Origin of the sequence: Mobilicoccus massiliensis, assembly GCF_000826525.2 — a bacterium.
GTDB classification, from domain to species: domain Bacteria; phylum Actinomycetota; class Actinomycetes; order Actinomycetales; family Dermatophilaceae; genus Mobilicoccus; species Mobilicoccus massiliensis.
In genome coordinates, this window is record NZ_LN651322.1 from 70505 (window position 1) to 84870 (window position 14366).

A 14366-nucleotide genomic window follows, 5' to 3' on the forward strand; every position below is an offset into this window, starting at 1 on the left:
GAACAGCCCTTCGGGACCCGGCCGCGTCGCCGCCGCCGAAGGCCTCGTTGCATACTGGGCCCCTCAGCACGATCCACCGCATCCACGAGAAGGAACGCCTCCATGACGTACGTGATCGCCCAGCCCTGCGTCGACCTCAAGGACAAGGCGTGTGTCGAGGAGTGTCCGGTCGACTGCATCTACGAGGGCGAGCGCTCGCTCTACATCCACCCCGACGAGTGCGTCGACTGCGGTGCCTGTGAGCCGGTCTGCCCCGTCGAGGCCATCTACTACGAGGACGACGTGCCCACCGAGTGGGCCGACTACTACAAGGCCAACGTCGAGTTCTTCGACGACCTCGGCAGCCCCGGCGGCGCCGCCAAGTTGGGCCTCATCAACAAGGACCACCCGATCATCGCCGCCCTGCCGCCGCAGAGCCACGACGAGTGAGCCTCGCCCTTCCCGACTTTCCCTGGGATACGCTCGCCGGCGCCAAGGCCCGCGCCGGTGAGCACCCCGGGGGCATCGTCGACCTCTCGGTCGGCACCCCCGTCGACCCGACGCCGCAGGTGATCCGCGACGCGCTCGCGCAGGCCTCCGACGCGCACGGCTACCCGCAGACGTGGGGAACTCCCGACCTGCGTGAGGCCGCGGCCGCCTGGTTCGCCCGTCGGCGCGGGGTCGAGGGTGTCGACCCCGATTCGGTACTGCCGACCATCGGCAGCAAAGAGCTCGTCGCGTGGCTGCCGACCCTGCTCGGCCTGCGCGGCCGTAGTGTCGCGTTCCCGGCGATCGCGTATCCGACCTACGACGTGGGCGCCCGGCTGGCCGGGGCCACCCCGGTGCCGTTCGAAGGACTCACCGAGCTCGGACCGGCGACGGGCGCGTCGGCACCCGCGCTGATCTGGGTCAACAGCCCGAGCAACCCCACGGGCAAGGTGCTCGGGGTCGCGCACCTGCGCAAGATCGTCGACTGGGCTCGCGACCGCGGCGCGGTCGTCGTCAGCGACGAGTGCTACGCCGAGATCGACTGGCGCGACGAGGCCGAACGTCTCGACCAGGCCGGCGGATCCGGGTTCACCGGAGTGCCGAGCCTGCTCGACCCGCGGGTCTGCGACGGCGACCACACCGGGCTCCTCGCCTGCTACTCGCTGTCCAAGCAGAGCAACGTCGCCGGCTACCGCGCGGCGTTCGTCGCGGGTGACACCGAGCTCGTCGGGCAGATTCTCGAGGTCCGCAAGCACGCCGGGATGATGATGCCCTGGCCGGTGCAGCGGGCGATGCTCGCCGGCCTCGGTGACGACGCCCACGTCGAGGCACAGCTCGAGCTGTATCGACGACGTCGCGAGACGCTTCTCCCGGCGATCGAGGCGGCCGGTGGCCGCGTCGACGGCTCGCGCGCCGGCCTCTACCTGTGGACGACCTTCGGCGCCGACGCGCGCGCCACCGTCGACGCCCTCGCCGAACGCGGCATCCTCGTGGCCCCGGGCAGCTTCTACGGCACCCGCAGCGGCGAGCACGTGCGCATCGCGATCACCGCACCCGACGAGCGCATCGAGGCGGCCGCACAGCGCCTCGCGGAGGCGCCCCTGAGCGTGTGACGCCCGTCAGCGCCGCCGCAGCGACACGGTCAGCGTCGTCGGTCCGGCATCGTCGGTCGGCGACCAGCGCATCGCGCCCGGTCCGTCGCTTCGCGTCCACGTGCGGTCGCCGACCGTGACGCGCGTGGCGCCCGTGCGCGCGGCGTGGGCCACGCTCCAGTGGGCCGCGGCCCAGGCCAATTCGGTCGAACTGAGCACGCCCGTGACATCACGTCCCGAGACTGCAGGCGAGATGCCGAACTCGGCCTTCATCTCGGCCGCGGTCTCCTCCGCCGATCCCGAACGTCCGGCGTCGTTCAGGCGGCAGACGACCGCCGCCGGCACCTGGCCGGTGAAGACCTGCATGAGCAGGTCGGCCCGCTCCTCGTGACGGGCGTAGGCGTCGGGAAACCCGCTGCGCTGCACGTCCTGGGCGACCTCGGTGAGCGGCCGGTCGAGGTATCCCCGCACCTTGACGAGGTGGTCGTAGAACTTCTCGGTGGCGTACACCGGGTCCTGGAGTTGCGCCGGCGTACCCCAGCCCTGACTCGGCCGCTGCTGGAACAATCCGAGGGAGTCACGATCACCGTGGTCGAGATTGCGCAGCTTGGACTCCTGCATGGCCGTGGCCAGGGCGATCGTCACGGCCCGATGCGGCAGCTTGCGTCGCATGCCGATCGCGGTGATCGTCGCCGCGTTCTGCGCCTGCTCGGGCTCGTAGGAGAACGTCTGCCCGCCAACGGTGATGCGGCAGGCCTGCGGCCCCACGCCCGGAACGATGTGGTTCACCACCGCATACCCCCCGACGACGAAGAGGACGACGAGGACGATCGTCGGGATCACCCACGGCCGACGCCGTCGCCGGCGCCGGTCGACTCGCGTTCGGCTAGTTGGCATGCAGCTCGGAGTTGAGGGTGATGCCGTGGCCGTCGCGCGGGCGGGCCTCCACCGCGCCGCTGACCGAGTTGCGGATGAAGAGCAGCCCCGACTGTCCCGACAGTTCGCGGGCCTTGACCACTCGCCCGTCGGGCAGGGTGACCTTGGTGCCCGCGGTGAGGTAGAGACCGGCTTCGACGACGCAGTCGTCGCCCAGGGCGATGCCGAGACCTGACTCGGCACCGAGGAGGCAGCGCTTGCCGATGCGCACGCGCTCGGTGCCGCCACCGGAGAGCGTGCCCATGGTCGAGGCGCCACCACCGACATCGGAGCCGTCGTCGACGACGACCCCCTGGCTGATGCGGCCCTCGATCATCGAGTGACCGAGCGTGCCCGCGTTGAAGTTGACGAACCCCTCGTGCATCACGGTGGTGCCCTCGGCGAGGTGAGCCCCGAGACGCACCCGGTCGGCGTCGCCGATGCGCACGCCCGAGGGCACGACGTAGTCGGTCATGCGGGGGAACTTGTCGACGCCGAAGACCTGCACCGGGCCGGCGGCCCGCAGCCGCGCCCGGGTCGTCTCGAAGCCGTCGACGGCGCACGGGCCGTAGTTGGTCCACACGACGTTGGACAGGGTGCCGAACAGCCCGTCGAGGTTGATCGAGTTGGGCTCGACGAGGCGGTGGGAGAGCAGGTGCAGACGCAGATAGGCGTCGGGGGCCGAGGAAGGGGCCGCGTCGAGGTCGACGTTGACGAGACGCACCGAGAGCGTGACGTTGCGCTGCGAATCCACTCCGGCCAGCGCCTCGAGCTCCGCCGGCGCTGCATCGGAGGCGCCCTCCGGCGCATCGCCGAGTCGCGGCTGCGGGAACCAGGCGTCGAGCACCGTCGCCTCGGTGCTCGTTCCCGTCGTGGTCACCAGTGCCCAGCCCCAAGCCGCTCGCGAAGTCATGCGGCCACGATAACGGGCGGCACCGACGAGCCTCGTGACCCTGCGACCCGGCCGCCGCGCGTCGGCGGGCTAGCGTGAGTCCATGACCGACGCGCTCGACCTCTCCGCCCACGTCGCCGATCTCACCGCCGCGCTCTGTGACGTCGAGTCCGTGAGCGGTGACGAGGCGCGCCTCGCCGATCTCGTCGAGGACGCGCTGAGGAGGCAGGAGCGTCTCGACGTCCTCCGGGACGGCAACACGGTCGTCGCCCGCACCCACCTCGGCCGTGGCGAGCGGGTGCTGCTCGCGGGGCATCTCGACACCGTGCCGCTCACCGATCCGCCCAACCTGCCCACGCAGCGGCGCCGAGGCGAAGACGGCGAGGAGTTGTGGGGGCGGGGCACCGTCGACATGAAGGGTGGTGTCGCGGTGCAACTGCGGCTCGCCCACCTGCTGGAGTCGCCCAACCGCGACATCACCTTCGTCTTCTACGACTGTGAGGAGATCGAGGCCGAGCGCAACAGCCTCACCCGCCTCGCCGCCACCCGGCCCGACCTGCTCGAGGCCGACTTCGCCGTGCTCCTCGAGCCCACCCGGGCCCTCGTCGAGGGCGGGTGCAAGGGCACGATGCGGGCCGAGATCCGCACCCGCGGCGTCGCCGCCCACTCCGGACGTCCCTGGATGGGGGAGAACGCGATCCACGCCGCCGCGCCCATCCTCGCGACCCTCGCCGACTACGAGGCGCGAGAGGTCGACGTCGACGGGCTCCTGTTCCGTGAGGGGATGTCGGCCGTCGGCATCGAGAGCGGACTCGCCGGCAACGTCGTCCCCGACGCGTGCACCGTGACCGTCAACTACCGGTTCGCCCCCGACCTCGACGAGGCCGCCGCCGAGGCCCACCTGCGCGAACTGTTCGACGGGTTCGAGCTGACGATCACCGACAGCGCCGGCGGCGCCCGCCCCGGGCTCGACCGGCCCGCCGCGCAGGCCTTCGTCGACGCGATCGGAGGCGAGGTCTCGGCCAAACAGGGATGGACCGACGTCGCCCGCTTCTCCGCTCTCGGCGTCCCCGCCGTCAACTTCGGCCCCGGCGACCCCCTGCTCGCCCACAAGGACGACGAGGCCTGCCCCGTCGACCAACTCCAGGCCGCCGAGGACGCGCTCCTGCGCTGGTTGTCGTCGGATTCCTGAGGGCAGGCGACCGGTAGCCGAGCCCCGGACCCGATAGGCGCGGGCTATCGGTCACATGTCCAGAAATCATCGACACTGACTTCAAAGATGCGGCGTTTCGATATAGAGTGCTTATCGAGCGGGCAACCTCACCGCCCCAGCTCGACCAAGCTCACCGACACGACACGAGGAGCGCAACGCATGTCCCTGATGAACACCGAGATCCTCCCCTTCTCCACCACCGCCTTCAAGAGCGGCGAGTTCGTCGACGTCTCCGACGCCGACGTCCGCGGCAAGTGGGCCATCTTCTTCTTCTACCCCGCCGACTTCACGTTCGTCTGCCCCACCGAACTCGGCGACCTCGCCGACCACTACGACGAACTCAAGAAGATGGACGTCGAGGTCTTCTCCGTCTCCACCGACACCCACTTCGTCCACAAGGCCTGGCACGACGCCTCCGAGACCATCGGCAAGATCGACTACTACATGCTCGGCGACGCCTCCGGAGTCATCACCAACAACTTCCAGAACATGCGCCCCGGCGCCGGCCTCGCCGACCGCGCCACCTTCCTCGTCGACCCCGACGGCATCATCCAGTACATCGAGAGCACCGCCGAAGGCATCGGCCGCTCCGCCTCCGAACTCATGCGCAAGGTCAAGGCCGCTCAGTACGTGCGCACCCACCCGGGCGAGGTCTGCCCCGCCAAGTGGGAAGAGGGCGAAGGCACCCTCACCCCCGGACTGGACCTGGTGGGCAAGATCTGATCACTCCGCTTCGCGGAGCCGCACGCTCCGCTTCGCGGAGCCGGGACGCTGGGCGTCCCGGGTGGACCGCGCTTCGCGCGGGCGTTTGATTGACCACCAGCAGGCGACTTCGTCGCGCTGGTGGTGCTGTTCGGGGTTTCGTGGCTTCGCGACGAAACCCCGAACAGCGGCCCCGGGTCCCTCTCCCTGCGCTTCGGCTTCACGCGGTGCGGCCGAACGGTTTGCTCTCGGATGACGTTGGCCGCGGAGGTTCCGGCGGACCGTTCGTCGCTCGACACCATCCAGTAGTGCTCAGCCCGCGCGAGTCCCCGCAGCGGCGAAATCTTCTCTTGCGACGTGTCGCGCCTCGCGGGCGCGAGGAAAGGAACGCTCATGCTCGACACCAACCTCTCGGCCCAGCTCAAGACCTACCTCGAGATGGTGCGCGAACCCCTCGAACTCGTCGCCACCCTCGACGACGGGCCCAAGTCCCGTGAGATGCGCGAACTCCTCGACGACATCGCCGCACAGTCCGACAAGATCACCATCCGCGACGACGGCACCGACCCCCGCGCCCCCTCCTTCGGCATCGCCCGCGCCGGCGAACAGCCCCGCGTCGTCTTCGCCGGACTTCCCCTCGGCCACGAGTTCACCTCCCTCGTCCTCGCACTCCTGCACGTCGGCGGCCACGCCCCCAAGGAGGACGACGACGTGCTCGAGGCCATCAAGGCCATCGACACCGAGCACCACTTCGTCACCTACATGTCGTTGAGCTGCCAGAACTGCCCCACGGTCGTCCAGGCCCTCAACACCATGGCCGCGCTCAACCCCCACATCACCCACACCGCCGTCGAAGGCTCCCTCTTCCAGGACGAGGTCAACGAGAAGAACGTCCTCGCCGTCCCCACGATCTACCTCGACGGCGAACTCTTCGACCAGGGCCGCATGGACGCCCGCGAGATCGTCGGCCGCATCGACACCGGCGCCTCCGCACGCGACGCCGAACGTCTCGACGGCATGGACCCCTTCGACGTCCTCGTCGTGGGCGGCGGCCCCGCCGGCGCCTCCGCCTCCATCTACGCCGCCCGCAAGGGATTCCGCACCGGCGTCGTCACCGAACGCTTCGGCGGCCAGGTCCTCGACACCATGTCCATCGAGAACCTCATCTCCGTCACCCACACCGACGGCCCCACCCTCGCCGCCAACCTCGAGAACCACGTCGACGACTACGACATCGACGTCATCAAGGGCCAGAGCGCCACCGAACTGCGCCCCGCCCAAGGAGACGGCCTCCACGAGGTGACCTTCGCGAGCGGAGCCACGCTCAGCGCCAAGAGCATCGTGCTCGCCACCGGCGCCCGCTGGCGCACCATGGGCATCCCCGGCGAGACCGAATACCGCAACAAGGGCGTCACCTTCTGCCCCCACTGCGACGGCCCCCTGTTCAAGGGCAAGCGCGTCGCCGTGATCGGCGGCGGCAACTCCGGCATCGAGGCCGCGATCGACCTCGCGGGCATCGTCGGCCACGTCACCGTCATCGAGTTCCTCGACGAGATGCGCGCCGACGACGTGCTCCAGCGCAAACTGCGCAGCCTCGACAACGTCGACATCATCCTCTCGGCCAAGACCACCGAGATCCTCGGCGACGGCAACCAGGTCACCGGCCTCACCTACGAGGACCGCGCGACCGAAGAGACCAAGAAGCTCGACCTCGAAGGCGTCTTCATCCAGATCGGTCTGCTGCCCAACACCGAATGGTTGCGCGGCGTCATCGACCTCAACGATCGCGGCGAGATCGTCATCGACGAGGCCGGTCACACCAACGTCGCCGGCATCCTCGCCGGCGGCGACGCGACGACCACGCCCTACAAGCAGATCGTCGTCGCCCTCGGCGCCGGATCCACCGCAGCCCTCTCGGCGTTCGACCACCTCATCCGCACGAGTGCCCCTGCGTGAACGCCCCTGAGAAACGCCGCAACGCCGCCGGCCGGCGTGAGGCCCCGACGATGAAGAGGCCACGACATGAACCTGCGTGACCTCGAGTACCTCGTCGCCCTGCACGAGCAGCGGCATTTCGGTCGGGCGGCCGCCGCGTGTTTCGTCAGCCAGCCCACCCTCTCGACGCAGATCAAGAAGCTCGAGACCGAACTCGGGGCCCCGCTCATCGAGCGGGGCTCCCGCGGTGTGCTGTTCACGCTGGCCGGGGAACAGGTCGTCGCCCGCGCCAAGGGCGTGCTGTCCGGCGCCGAGGAGATCCGAGCCATCGCCCGGTACGCCACCGATCCGCGGTCGGGAACCCTACGACTCGGTGTCTTCCCGACCCTCGCGCCGTACCTGTTGCCGCACGTCGTGCCACGAATCGGCCGGGAGCTGCCCGACCTGCGGCTACTCCTGGTCGAGGAGAAGACCCCGGACCTCGTCGACATGCTGCACGCCGGCAGCATCGACGCCGCCGTGCTCGCCATGCCCGTCGACGAGGCTTTCGACCACCTGCCCCTGTTCCGAGAGGACTTCGTGCTCGCGGTGCCGAGCACCCACGCCCTCGCGGGCTCCACCGACCCGGTGACCACCGCGGCACTGGGCGGGCAGAACGTCCTGCTCCTCACCGACGGCCACTGCCTGCGCGACCAGGCACTCGAGGTCTGCGCGCTCGCCGGCGCCGCGGAACGTGACGGCTTTCGTGCGACGAGCCTGGAGACCCTGCGCCACATGGTGGCCGCCGGCGGTGGCATCACGCTGCTGCCGCAACTCTCGGTCGTCGCGCCCGTCGCCGAGTACGAGGGCGTCGCGTTGCGGCCCTTCGCGCCGCCCGCGCCCTACCGCGACATCGCGCTCGTCTTCCGCCGCGGAGGGGTGCACGGCGGGCTCATGGAGGAACTCGCCGACATCCTGCGGGGAGTCTGCGAGCAGGGGCCCCTCCCGCTGGGCACCTGACGCGACGGCGGTGCCCGACGGCCCGGGAACGGGCGGATGAATGCCCGGCGACGCTTGCGCGCGGGAATCCCGCTGCGTTTCCGCGCAGGTGGGGCGTCCTCTAACCTCGTTGGATGAACGCCTACCAGCGAGGACCCGTGACGCTTCGGGGGCACCACGTCCCCACGACGACGACGGATCAGCGCCTCCTCGACAACGCGGGCAGTGCCGACTGGCTGCACACCGACCCCTGGCGCATCATGCGGATCCAGGCGGAGTTCGTCGAGGGCTTCGGCGCCATGGCCGAGATCGGCCCCGCCGTCAGCGTCTTCGGCTCGGCCCGCACCCGCCCCGACCATCCGATGTACGAGTTGGGTGAGCAGGTGGGCGAGGCGCTCGTCGAGGCGGGCTACGCGGTCATCACCGGTGGCGGCCCGGGCGCGATGGAGGCCGTCAACCGGGGAGCCGACCGGGCAGGGGGCACCTCGATCGGCCTCGGTGTCGAGCTTCCCTTCGAGCAGGGGCTCAACCAGTACGTGCACGTCGGCGTCAACTTTCGGTACTTCTTCATCCGCAAGACGATGTTCGTCAAGTACGCCGAGGGATTCATCGTGCTGCCGGGCGGGTTCGGCACGTTCGACGAACTCTTCGAGGCGCTGACCCTCGTGCAGACCAAGAAGGTCACGTCGTTCCCCATCGTGCTCATGGGCGCGACGTACTGGCAGGGGCTGCTCGCCTGGCTGCGCGACGTCGCGGTTGCCGAGGGCACCATCCGCGCCGCCGACGTCGACATGATCCACCTCACCGACGACCCGCGCGAGGCGGCCCGCATCATCCGCACCGCGCGCGACGAACGACGGGCCCGTCGCCCGGAGTGAGGCGCGGCTTCGCCGCTGGTGCTTCGCCCGAGGACCGCGGGTCTCTGCCGCAACGGTCCCGGCATGACACCATCGTCGGGTGACCGTCTTCATCGCCGTCGCCGTGCTCGTCGTCATCGGCCTGGCCGTCGCCCTGTGCCTCGGCGGCCTCGCTCGCATGTCGGTACAGCCCTCCGAGGCGGTCTCGAGCGCCGGCGGCCACGAGCTGCCCGACGGCGTCGTGCACGCCGGTGACGTCGACGACCTGCGCTTCGACACCGCACTGCGCGGCTACCGCATGGACCAGGTCGACGCCGCGCTGGAACGGCTGCGTCGGCGCATCGCCGAACTCGAGGGTGATCGTGGTCGCTCGGTCCGCCCCGTGGAGCCGCCGTTCGGACTCGGCGGCGCGGGAGCGCCGCAGCCTGTCGACCTGCACCCGACGCGCGAGGCGGGTCGGCCGCGTCTCGAGGGTCCGGAGCTGCGATGATCCCGGCGCACCGCTCGGCTCGGGTGGGGCGTGCGTCGCGGGGGTACAGTGGTCGCTATTCGTCGGGATCGGGTGCGTTCGCACCGCATCGCTCCTGGCGCCATCGGGGAACGACCGCCGGGCCACGCCCGGGCCGGTTGCATCCTCGTGCGCGCGGAGCGTCCCGACCGTGATCCGACGGAAGGGAACTGATGGCGCACGCCGCCCCGTGCCCGGCGTCTCTCGGAGGACGCCGATGAGAGAAGAGGCCCACGCGGCCACCGAGCCCGCGCTTCACCCCGGTGAACCCTCGCTGCATCCGGCCGAGGTCACGGCTCCGTCCGTGCGCGAGGCATCCGGAGCATCGGTGGCCACCCGCGTCGGACAGCAGGTTCGACAGCAGTGGTACCAGCGGCCACGCGCCTTCGTCGTCGGCGTCCTCGCGATCTACTTCGTCGCCCGGCTCGTCTCGGCCGTGATGCTCGTCATCGTCGGCACCTGGCAGCAGGACGTCACCTGGAACGTCGCCGAGCACGGCCAGCCCTACAACCGCATGACGGTGCTGTGGGACGCGTTCTGGTATCGGCAGATCGTCGAGGACGGCTATCCCTCGGTGATGCCCAAGGACACCGAGACGGGCCGGCTCTGGCAGAGCCCGTGGGCGTTCTACCCGCTGTTCCCGTATCTCACGCGGTTCCTCATGCAGATCACCGGCGGCAGCTTCGCCGTCGTCGGAGCCACGTTGTCGCTGCTCGTCGGCGCCGCGGCCGCCGTCCTCATCGCGATCCTCCTGCGCGACCGCGTGGGCCCACGCGTCGCAGTCGCCGGCGTCACCTTGTGGGCGACGTTCATGGCGGCGCCGGTGCTGCAGGTGGCCTACACCGAGTCGATCGCCACGCTCATGCTCTGCGGCGTCCTCTACTACCTCACCCGCGAGCGATGGCTCGCCGCGGGAGCGGTCGCCTTCCTCACCGGCCTCGCGCGACCCATCGCGCTGCCGCTCGGATTCGTCGGGGTGGTCTGCGTGTTCATGCGCTGGCGGCGGCGTCGGGAACGGCCGGTGACCGTCGCCGAGTGGGTCAAGATGTTCGCCGCGCTGGTGGCGTGCGGACTCTCCGGCCTCATCTGGCCGGTGTTCGCCTGGCTCGGTACGGGCGTACCGACGGCCTATACCGACACGATGGCCGCGTGGCGCGCGGTGCCCGAGATCCAGCCGTTCGAGCCGTGGTGGAACCTCTTCCGTTGGATGGCCGCGTACCGGTTCGACGCCGGCCCGGCCGTGGCCGCCCTCGGACTGGTCGCCGTCGTCCTGCTGACGTTCGGACTCGTCCTCGGCCCCTGGGCCCGCGCCCTGGGCCCCGAGCTGCGCGCCTGGTCGTTCGGCTACGCGCTGTACCTGTTCGCCTCGCTCGACCCCTCGACGAGCATCTTCCGGTACATGCTCATGCAGTTCCCCATCGCGGTCGTCCTGCTCGGACAGGGATTCGGCGCACCGCGGCCCATCCCCGGCGTCGACCCGCCGCAGGAGCCCGGGGGTGCGACCGTCGCCGAACGCCACAGTCCACGGCTGTGGTGGATCCTCGCCGCCGGGGTGGTCATCAACCTCGCGCTGCAGTGGTGGTGGATCGACGTCATCTGGCACTTCACGCCGCCCGCCGACACCCCGCCGTGACCCGTGCACCCGGCCGGGAGTCGGCGATCGAAGCGTCCTTCCTGCGGTCCCGGGTGGAGCTTCCCCGGCGTCTTCGTGGGGGATTCCGGGCGCTGACGCGAGAATCCGAACGTGCCGCTTCGGCAAGGTGATTTCCCACGGGGCGCAGGGCTGGGAGATACTAGGCGGTGTTGGGGAAGAAGGTCCAGAGCCGATCTGCCCCACGTCCGCGCTCCGGTTCAGAAGGAAGAGGGTATCCATGGCCGCGATGAAGCCGCGGACCGGCGACGGTCCGCTCGAGGTCACCAAGGAGGGGCGCGGCATCGTGCTGCGCATGCCCATCGAAGGCGGTGGTCGCCTCGTGGTCGAGATGACCCCCGACGAGGCCGCTGAACTCGGCGCCGCCATCGACGGGTGCGAGGCCGTTCCCTCGCGCTGATCGCACCCGGCAACGCCGGCACTGCAAAGGAGCCCCGCCCGGTCTCGGGCGGGGCTCCTTGCGTGCTCGTCTCAGGCCTTGCGAACCGCGACGAGCAGGCCGTCCCCGACCGGCAGGAGCGTCGTCTGCAGGTGCTCGTCGTCGCGCAGCCGCTTGCCGAGCGTGCGCAGCAGGGTCGTGGTCTCGTCCCGCGCGGCGGGGTCGGCGACCTTGTCGTGCCAGAGCATGTTGTCGACCGCCACGACGCCGCCGATGCGCACGATGCGCAGGGCCTGCTCGACGTAGGCGGGGTATTCGCGCTTGTCGCCGTCGACGACGACCATGTCGTAGGCGCCGTCGGCCAGCCGGGGGAGCACGTCGAGCGCCTGACCCGTGATGATGCGGGTGCGCTGCGGCGCCAACCCGGCCGCCGAGAACGACTGCCGTGCCGCGCGGTGGTGTGCGGCCTCGATGTCGATCGTCGTCAGCACTCCGTCTGCCGGCATTCCGTCGAGCAGCCACAGGGCAGAGACGCCCGCGCCCGTGCCGATCTCGACGACGGTGTGCGCCTGAACCGACGCGGCGAGCAGGCGCAGTGCACCGCCGACTCCGGGTAGCACCGGCGTGCAGCCCAACTCCTCGCCTCGGCGCCGGGCGGCCTCGACGGCAGGGGGCTCGGTGAGGAAGTCCTCGGTGTAGATCCAGCTCGCCGGCTTCTGCACGCTCATGGGGGCAGCCTAGTCGGGTGACGGCCCAGGTCGGGTACCAGTCGGCCGGCCCGGGGGAGGTGTCCAGCGTCCCTTCAGGTTCGCTCGGGAGAATGGCGACCGTCAGAGGTTCCCGTAGCCCGGGGGCCGACCTCCTGCCTAAGGACCGACGTGGCCACCTCCCTTCACGCCGATCGTTCTCCCGCCGCCGGTGAGACCGCGGGAGACGAGGCGTGGGTCCAGCCGTCCTGGGAGGAGGTCGTGCGTGAGCACTCGGCGCGCGTCTATCGACTCGCCTACCGGCTCACCGGCAACCAGCACGACGCCGAAGACCTCACGCAGGACGTGTTCGTGCGTGTCTTCCGCTCGCTCGGCAGCTATCGCCCGGGCACGTTCGAAGGCTGGCTGCACCGCATCACCACCAACCTCTTCCTCGACCGCATGCGTCGCAAACAGCGCATCCGGTTCGACGCGCTCGCCGACGACGCGGCCGCCCGGCTCCCGAGTGCCGATCGCGGGCCCGAGCAGCAGTACGCCGACAGCCGGCTGGACGACGACGTGCAGCGTGCGCTCGATGCACTGTCGCCGGAGTTTCGTGCGGCCGTCGTGCTCTGCGACATCGAAGGGCTCACCTACGAGGAGACCGCGGCAGCGCTCGACGTCAAGCTCGGCACGGTGCGATCGCGCATCCACCGTGGCCGGGCGCTGCTTCGGCAGTCGCTCGCCCACCGTGCGCCGACCTCTGCGCGATCCCAGGCCACGCGCCTGCCGGCGGTCGGCGTTCCTGCGCTCTCGCACTGACCCGCGCGCCCGAGCCGCGGGCGTCTCGAGGCCTTGTCGCGGCGCGGACCGATGCCGGACAGGGGCGGATTGGTGGCGACGAACGTCGATGCTTAGATTGACGTGCGTCGAGTCGCCCGGGCGATCCGCCGGCGGGACGCACACGGCAGCCGAGAGGAGCACGAGGTGGGTGGGGGAGAGTTCGTCGTCATCCTCGTGCTGGCCTTTCTGCTCATCGGCCCCGAACGTCTACCCGAGGTGCTCGCCAAGACCCGGCACTACATCCGCGAACTGCGCAAGATGGCCGACGGGGCACGCAACCAGCTTCGTGAGCAGATGGGCCCGGAGTTCGACGACATCGACTGGAAGGCCTACGACCCGCGGCAGTACGACCCGCGGCGCATCGTGCGCGATGCCTTGAACGAGCCTCTCGACGACGAGGGCGACGCAGACACGACCTCCGGTGGCGACGCGAGCGAGCCGCGCACCACGACGCCCCGAGTTCCGGCCGTCTACGACCCCTCTCGGCCCGTCCCCTTCGACACCGACGCCACCTGAACTGACACCCTCGAACAGGCCCTTTCACCTGGCGTTGACGCTCGGACAGGCGTTTTCACCTGGCCTCGACGCTCGGACAGGCGTTTTCACCTGGCTTTGACGCTCCCAGTGGAAGGCTTGGGGGTGTTCCGGTGGGTTCGCTCCTGTTGCGCTCTGCCCTCGTGGCTAATGTCCGTAGTGCGGCTCGCCGGGACACCACGGCCCGACCGGCGTGGCTTGAGAGGAGCGTGATCGGCGCATCCTGACTGGGATATGCCCACCGGCCGGACCGTGAACCCCACCCGATTCACGGCCAGGAAGGGCACTTCCCATGATCACGTTCGGTGTCGATGCACACAAGCGCTCTCACACGATCGTTGCCGTCGATGAGCTGGGCCGCAAGATCGCGACCCGCACCATCGGGACCACCACCAGCGAGCATCTGCAGGCCCTCGCTTGGGCCGTGCAGGTCACCCCGGCCGGGCACGATCGCCGTTGGGCCATCGAGGACTGCCGGCACATGACCCGGCGACTGGAAGCAGACCTGCTCGCCGCCGGGGAGGACCTGGTGCGTGTCCCACCCAAGCTCATGGCCCACGTGCGCGACAGCGCCCGCAGCTACGGCAAGTCCGACCCCATTGATGCCTTGGCCGTGGCCCGCGCGGCACTACGCGAACCTGACCTGCCGGTGGCCCGCCTGGACGGCGCAGAGCGTGATATCCGCCTGCTGGTGGACCACCGCGAAGCCCTCAT

The 14366-nt window shown here is 70.2% G+C and carries 16 protein-coding genes; 13 read left to right on the forward strand and 3 right to left on the reverse strand.

The genetic code is table 11. The features are described 5' to 3' along the window. Positions 1–102: 102 nt before the first annotated feature. Both fdxA and dapC read left to right on the forward strand, forming a co-directional pair. The gene (gene fdxA, locus BN1197_RS00450) at positions 103–429 is read left to right on the forward strand and encodes a ferredoxin (protein WP_040155229.1); all 327 of its coding nucleotides are present in this window, start codon (positions 103–105) and stop codon (positions 427–429) included. After that, positions 426–1580 carry a succinyldiaminopimelate transaminase gene (gene dapC, locus BN1197_RS00455; protein WP_040155230.1) on the forward strand — a complete coding sequence of 385 codons (1155 nt, stop codon included), beginning with the start codon at positions 426–428 and terminating at the stop codon, positions 1578–1580. Before fdxA ends, dapC begins: the two co-directional genes overlap by 4 nt. Positions 1581–1586: 6 nt before the next feature. Here dapC and BN1197_RS00460 read toward each other — a convergent pair whose 3' ends face one another. Continuing rightward, positions 1587–2402 carry a hypothetical protein gene (locus BN1197_RS00460; protein WP_052465802.1) on the reverse strand — a complete coding sequence of 272 codons (816 nt, stop codon included), beginning with the start codon at positions 2400–2402 and terminating at the stop codon, positions 1587–1589. Positions 2403–2445: 43 nt separating this feature from the next. After that, complete coding sequence (gene dapD, locus BN1197_RS00465; protein WP_040155231.1) at positions 2446–3387, reverse strand: 2,3,4,5-tetrahydropyridine-2,6-dicarboxylate N-succinyltransferase; 942 nt, start codon at positions 3385–3387, stop codon at positions 2446–2448. Between the two features lie 82 nt (positions 3388–3469). On the opposite strand from dapD, the gene dapE reads away from it, so the two are divergent. The 8 genes from dapE to BN1197_RS00505 all read left to right on the forward strand — a co-directional run bounded on the left by dapE (position 3470) and on the right by BN1197_RS00505 (position 11610). Continuing rightward, on the forward strand, positions 3470–4558 hold the full coding sequence (gene dapE, locus BN1197_RS00470; RefSeq protein ID WP_040155232.1) for a succinyl-diaminopimelate desuccinylase: 1089 nt from the start codon (positions 3470–3472) through the stop codon (positions 4556–4558). 180 nt (positions 4559–4738) lie between these two features. Next, complete coding sequence (gene ahpC / locus BN1197_RS00475) at positions 4739–5302, forward strand: alkyl hydroperoxide reductase subunit C (protein ID WP_040155233.1); 564 nt, start codon at positions 4739–4741, stop codon at positions 5300–5302. Between the two features lie 372 nt (positions 5303–5674). Beyond that, complete coding sequence (gene ahpF / locus BN1197_RS00480; protein ID WP_040155234.1) at positions 5675–7237, forward strand: alkyl hydroperoxide reductase subunit F; 1563 nt, start codon at positions 5675–5677, stop codon at positions 7235–7237. A 66-nt stretch (positions 7238–7303) separates the two neighbouring features. Further along, positions 7304–8215 (forward strand): LysR substrate-binding domain-containing protein, encoded by a 912-nt coding sequence (locus BN1197_RS00485; protein WP_040155235.1) that lies wholly within the window; start codon positions 7304–7306, stop codon positions 8213–8215. 113 nt (positions 8216–8328) lie between these two features. Continuing rightward, a complete protein-coding gene (locus BN1197_RS00490) occupies positions 8329–9072 on the forward strand; it encodes an LOG family protein (RefSeq protein ID WP_040155236.1) in 744 nt (247 codons plus the stop codon). 79 nt (positions 9073–9151) lie between these two features. Further along, positions 9152–9541: a DivIVA domain-containing protein gene (locus BN1197_RS00495; protein WP_052465803.1), complete on the forward strand. Its 390-nt coding sequence runs from the start codon at positions 9152–9154 to the stop codon at positions 9539–9541. A 235-nt stretch (positions 9542–9776) separates the two neighbouring features. Next, a complete protein-coding gene (locus tag BN1197_RS00500) occupies positions 9777–11192 on the forward strand; it encodes a hypothetical protein (protein ID WP_245851765.1) in 1416 nt (471 codons plus the stop codon). Between the two features lie 238 nt (positions 11193–11430). Then, a complete protein-coding gene (locus BN1197_RS00505) occupies positions 11431–11610 on the forward strand; it encodes a DUF3117 domain-containing protein (RefSeq protein WP_040155237.1) in 180 nt (59 codons plus the stop codon). A gap of 71 nt (positions 11611–11681) precedes the next feature. Here BN1197_RS00505 and BN1197_RS00510 read toward each other — a convergent pair whose 3' ends face one another. Next, positions 11682–12317, reverse strand: a complete 636-nt coding sequence (locus tag BN1197_RS00510; protein WP_040155238.1) for an O-methyltransferase — start codon at positions 12315–12317, stop codon at positions 11682–11684. Positions 12318–12467: 150 nt separating this feature from the next. On the opposite strand from BN1197_RS00510, the gene sigE reads away from it, so the two are divergent. The 3 genes from sigE to BN1197_RS00525 all read left to right on the forward strand — a co-directional run. Beyond that, the gene (gene sigE / locus BN1197_RS00515; RefSeq protein ID WP_040155239.1) at positions 12468–13097 is read left to right on the forward strand and encodes an RNA polymerase sigma factor SigE; all 630 of its coding nucleotides are present in this window, start codon (positions 12468–12470) and stop codon (positions 13095–13097) included. Positions 13098–13262: 165 nt separating this feature from the next. After that, positions 13263–13634 (forward strand): twin-arginine translocase TatA/TatE family subunit, encoded by a 372-nt coding sequence (locus tag BN1197_RS00520; protein WP_040155259.1) that lies wholly within the window; start codon positions 13263–13265, stop codon positions 13632–13634. Between the two features lie 310 nt (positions 13635–13944). Further along, the coding region (locus BN1197_RS00525; protein WP_040155191.1) for an IS110 family transposase at positions 13945–14366 on the forward strand (422 nt) is incomplete at its 3' end.

Coding starts and splice junctions, on each gene's coding strand:
- ahpC (WP_040155233.1), top strand. CDS start 4,739: ATGTCCCTGATGAACACCGAGATCCTCCCCTTCTCCACCACCGCCTTC.
- dapD (WP_040155231.1), bottom strand. CDS start 3,387: ATGACTTCGCGAGCGGCTTGGGGCTGGGCACTGGTGACCACGACGGGA.
- fdxA (WP_040155229.1), top strand. CDS start 103: ATGACGTACGTGATCGCCCAGCCCTGCGTCGACCTCAAGGACAAGGCG.
- ahpF (WP_040155234.1), top strand. CDS start 5,675: ATGCTCGACACCAACCTCTCGGCCCAGCTCAAGACCTACCTCGAGATG.
- BN1197_RS00490 (WP_040155236.1), top strand. CDS start 8,329: ATGAACGCCTACCAGCGAGGACCCGTGACGCTTCGGGGGCACCACGTC.
- BN1197_RS00500 (WP_245851765.1), top strand. CDS start 9,777: ATGAGAGAAGAGGCCCACGCGGCCACCGAGCCCGCGCTTCACCCCGGT.
- dapE (WP_040155232.1), top strand. CDS start 3,470: ATGACCGACGCGCTCGACCTCTCCGCCCACGTCGCCGATCTCACCGCC.
- BN1197_RS00510 (WP_040155238.1), bottom strand. CDS start 12,317: ATGAGCGTGCAGAAGCCGGCGAGCTGGATCTACACCGAGGACTTCCTC.
- BN1197_RS00485 (WP_040155235.1), top strand. CDS start 7,304: ATGAACCTGCGTGACCTCGAGTACCTCGTCGCCCTGCACGAGCAGCGG.
- BN1197_RS00505 (WP_040155237.1), top strand. CDS start 11,431: ATGGCCGCGATGAAGCCGCGGACCGGCGACGGTCCGCTCGAGGTCACC.